Here is a 3,506-nt window from a genome sequence, read left to right as displayed (position 1 = left end):
TGTCGCGTAGCCCTTAATTGTGAGATGAGAAATTCAATGAATTCAACGACTGTGTTTTGCCCTTAAATATGAGATTTTGCCTTTAATTCCGATATTTTTGCCCTTAAACCTGAGACAGGGTTCACAGGCTTGTGCGGCAGATATCGATGGAAAATGATGGCGAAGACTCAGTTGCCGTTGGTGCAGAAGAGGCGCGCAGGGCTGCAGTGCTGCGTCCGCTTGTTCAGGCATATCTGAAAGGTACTGGCGGTCTGGAAAGTGGCATCAATGATGCCGTTTGGGAACTCGGTGTCAGCAGGGCTACGGTATGGCGTTGGTTAAAGCGGCTGGCCGAAGAGGGTGGGCGCACGAGCGCTCTGGTGCCGCGGAAACGGGGCCGCCCGACTGGAACAACTTTGATATCCGGCAAAGTTGAAGCGGTGATCGAAGAACATCTTCGCCGTTATTTCTTGCGCCGGGAGCGTTCGAGCCTGTCGCGCGTCGTGACAGAAATCCGCAGCGCGTGCTGGCAACAAGGCTTGCAGCCGCCGACACGGCGGACGGTTCAGCGTCGTCTGGATGCGATGGATGCCCGCGAAGTTGCGAAAGCACGAGAGGGCGCAAAGGTGGCCCGCCAGAAATTTGCGCCGGTCACAGGTGAGGTCAAGGCCAGTGTGCCACTGGAGATCGTCCAAATTGATCATACGCCGGCGGACATCATTCTTGTCGACAGCTTTGAACGCCAACCAATTGGGCGGCCTTGGGTCACGCTGGCGATCGACATCGCAACGCGGATGGTAACTGGATACTACACCTCTCTGGAGGCCCCTTCGCGTCTGTCAGTGGCGCTTTGCCTGACACAGGCTGTGGCCCCCAAGGCGGAACTTCTGGCGGAATTGGTGTGCAATGTTCCTTGGCCCGCGCAGGGTAAACCGCATAGCATCCACGTCGATAACGGGCGCGATTTCCGGTCGCATGCCTTTCGGTCGGCATGTGCGGAATGGGGGATCGATCTGGTCTATCGGCCGCCAGGCAGTCCTCATTTCGGAGGGCACATCGAACGATTGATCGGCACGATGATGGGGGCCGTGCACCTGTTGCCTGGAACAACGCAATCCTCGGTCGTGGCCAAGGGCGACTACGATGCCGAAGGCATGGCCACGATGACTTTAGGCGACTTCGATCGCTGGTTTGCCCTGGAAATCTGCCGCTACAACAACAGCATTCATTCAAGTCTTGGCTGTACGCCCGTCGCCAAATGGGAGGCGCTCTCAGAGCAAATGATGGGCGACATCCCCTTCGAGATGGAAGCCTTTCGGGTGAGCTTCTTGCCGAGCGAATTGCGCAAGGTCAGGCGTGACGGCATCCATCTGTTTCAGATACGGTACTGGTCGGATGCTCTTGCAGGCCACATTGGGCGCAGCGATGGGAAGGTGGTCGTTCGCTACGACCCTCGCGATATCTCAATGATCTGGGTCGAATTGGACGATGGCCGATATGTTGAGGCGCGTTACAGAAACCTGGAAATTCCGCCCGTGCCGCTCTGGGAATATCGCGAAGCCATGAGGAAGGCCCGTGCACTTGGCAAGTCCGGGTCCAATGAGCTGGTCCTGGCTGAGCTGATCCGACAGCAACGCCAGATCGAAGCTGAAAGCCGGGGCCTCACGAAGGCCGAACGCCGATCCCGTGAAAGAAAAGGGACATTGGAGGGCGCCAACTCGGCTGTCGCGACAACCGAAGGGCTGCGCGCGATCGATACGGGTGATACATCGCGCCCATTGTTCAAGGTAGAGAGATGGTGAATTGACGGCAGGGACAACTGAGGAAGACGGTCGGATCGCCCTCATTCAATCGGACATTTGGATCGGCTTTCCGCGGGCCGAACAAGTGCTGGACCGTTTGCAGGGTATGATCGAGGCGCCAAGGCAAACCCGTATGCCTGGCCTTCTTGTGCATGGCGCGTCCGGGATCGGAAAGACGATGATCGCCCGAAACCTGTCGCGCAAGTACGCACCAGAATACGATCCGCCGTCAGGCATCACGCGCACACCGCTTCTGCTGTTGCAAGCGCCGCCCGCACCCGACGAACGGCGGTTCTATCTGCACATCTTGGCCGCCGTCGGCGCCCCGGCGACGGCACTGAGCGCCCGCGCTCAAAATGTGGCTTCCCTCGAAGTCCGTGTCATCGCACTCTTGCGCGACCTTGGCCTGCGGATGATCATGATCGACGAGGTCCACAATCTTTTGGCCGGGACCCACCGCGAACAGCGCCGCTTTCTCAATGTTCTGCGGTATCTCAGCAATGAACTCGAAGTGTCGCTGGTATGCCTCGGGGTCAGCGAGGCCGTCGATGCCATCCGTGGTGATCTCCAGCTTGCCAGGCGGCTGGACGAACATCACCTGCCAAACTGGCGCGACGATGCCGAGTTCTCGGACATGATTCAAACACTCATCGCGGCAATGCCCCTCGAGAAGAAATCCAATCTGAAGGTCAAGTCGCTCAAGCAGATGCTTGCACTGACCGGTGGGGTGACCTCGCGCATCTTCGCCCTGATCAAGGATCTTTCCATCGACGCCATTGTCACTGGTGATGAATGCATCACCGATGACGCAATCGCAAAATGGACGCCGGTTTGGTCGCGTCACGCGTCCGCTGGGCGGCGGCTCGAGAAGTCCCGGGTGTGAAGCCGCGCCCGCTGCCAAAGACTGTCGCGCCGCTGCCAGACGAGTTGTTGTCAGGTTGGTTGTCTCGGCTGGCTGCGGCCAACTACTGTAATGACGCGGAACTGCTGGCCCATATCGAGATCGATACACGACATGGCGCCGCCCTGGACTTCGACGTTGAGGCGGCCGATGCGGAAAAGATATCTATCGCTGCGCGTGTCGATCCCGACACCGTGCAGTCAATGACTTTTAGGGCAATGACGAAAATGGAGATGATGCTCACAGCGCAAGTTCCTTTCCAGTCTTGCCCCGAGTGTTCCCGACGCGGCCTCTCGCTCAGGCATTGGCGGCGATCCTGGGCATTTGATTGCCAATTTTGCGGGACCCTACTTGTTCGGAGCCTCGCAAAGCCCGGTGACGAAAAGTTGCCTGAAAAACTGATAGACCGTGCGCGCTGCGGGGCAGGGCTGCTTGAGCACGCAGCGACGTCAAACCGCCCCAACCTACTTCGACGTGCGATGCGCGCGGTCACCTTTGGCATGTCGCTCAAGGCCGTCCGCGGGGATCCGTTATTCGCTCTTCAGAGCCCCAGACCGGAAGTGAGGCTGTTCTGCCTTGCGGCGATCGCTGCGGCCCAGTCTCGTCCGCTGATAAAAGCGGCCATATCCAGCGCCGGTGCCGACGACTATGTAAGAATTGCTCTGTTGCGCGCCTTCGAGAGAGAGCCACGTCTGCTTGCCGCAGTTGATCATGTTGCGCAACAGCGCGCCAGAAGCACAGGACCAAAGACAGCCGAATCTCACAGTTAAGGACAAAACTCGACGCTCAAAGCGCCATGTCTCAGATTTAAAGGCAAAGCGACA

General features: G+C 58.4%; 3 protein-coding genes. All 3 read left to right on the top strand.

The window, feature by feature from the left end; translation table 11 throughout:
* The first annotated feature begins 146 nt into the window (after positions 1-146).
* Genes ACSSV4_RS22985 through ACSSV4_RS22975 form a run of 3 tightly spaced genes read left to right on the top strand, consistent with a single transcriptional unit; the run spans position 147 to position 3,452 of the window.
* Positions 147-1,781, top strand: coding sequence for a Mu transposase C-terminal domain-containing protein (locus ACSSV4_RS22985; RefSeq protein WP_139274568.1), 1,635 nt, complete (start codon positions 147-149; stop codon positions 1,779-1,781).
* Between the two features lies 1 nt (position 1,782).
* Complete coding sequence (locus tag ACSSV4_RS22980; RefSeq protein WP_093037101.1) at positions 1,783-2,664, top strand: TniB family NTP-binding protein; 882 nt, start codon at positions 1,783-1,785, stop codon at positions 2,662-2,664.
* Positions 2,661-3,452, top strand: a complete 792-nt coding sequence (locus ACSSV4_RS22975) for a TniQ family protein (RefSeq protein ID WP_093037357.1) — start codon at positions 2,661-2,663, stop codon at positions 3,450-3,452. The genes ACSSV4_RS22980 and ACSSV4_RS22975 overlap by 4 nt, the downstream gene beginning before the upstream one ends.
* The last annotated feature ends 54 nt before the right edge of the window (positions 3,453-3,506 follow it).

This window comes from Roseovarius sp. MBR-154 (assembly GCF_053628595.1).
Note: the sequence above shows the minus strand (reverse complement) of the source record. Positions and strands in the feature narration are given on the sequence as shown.

Excerpts from the sequence above, each read along its gene's own strand:
- ACSSV4_RS22985 (WP_139274568.1), top strand. The coding sequence starts at position 147 with ATGGAAAATGATGGCGAAGACTCAGTTGCCGTTGGTGCAGAAGAGGCG.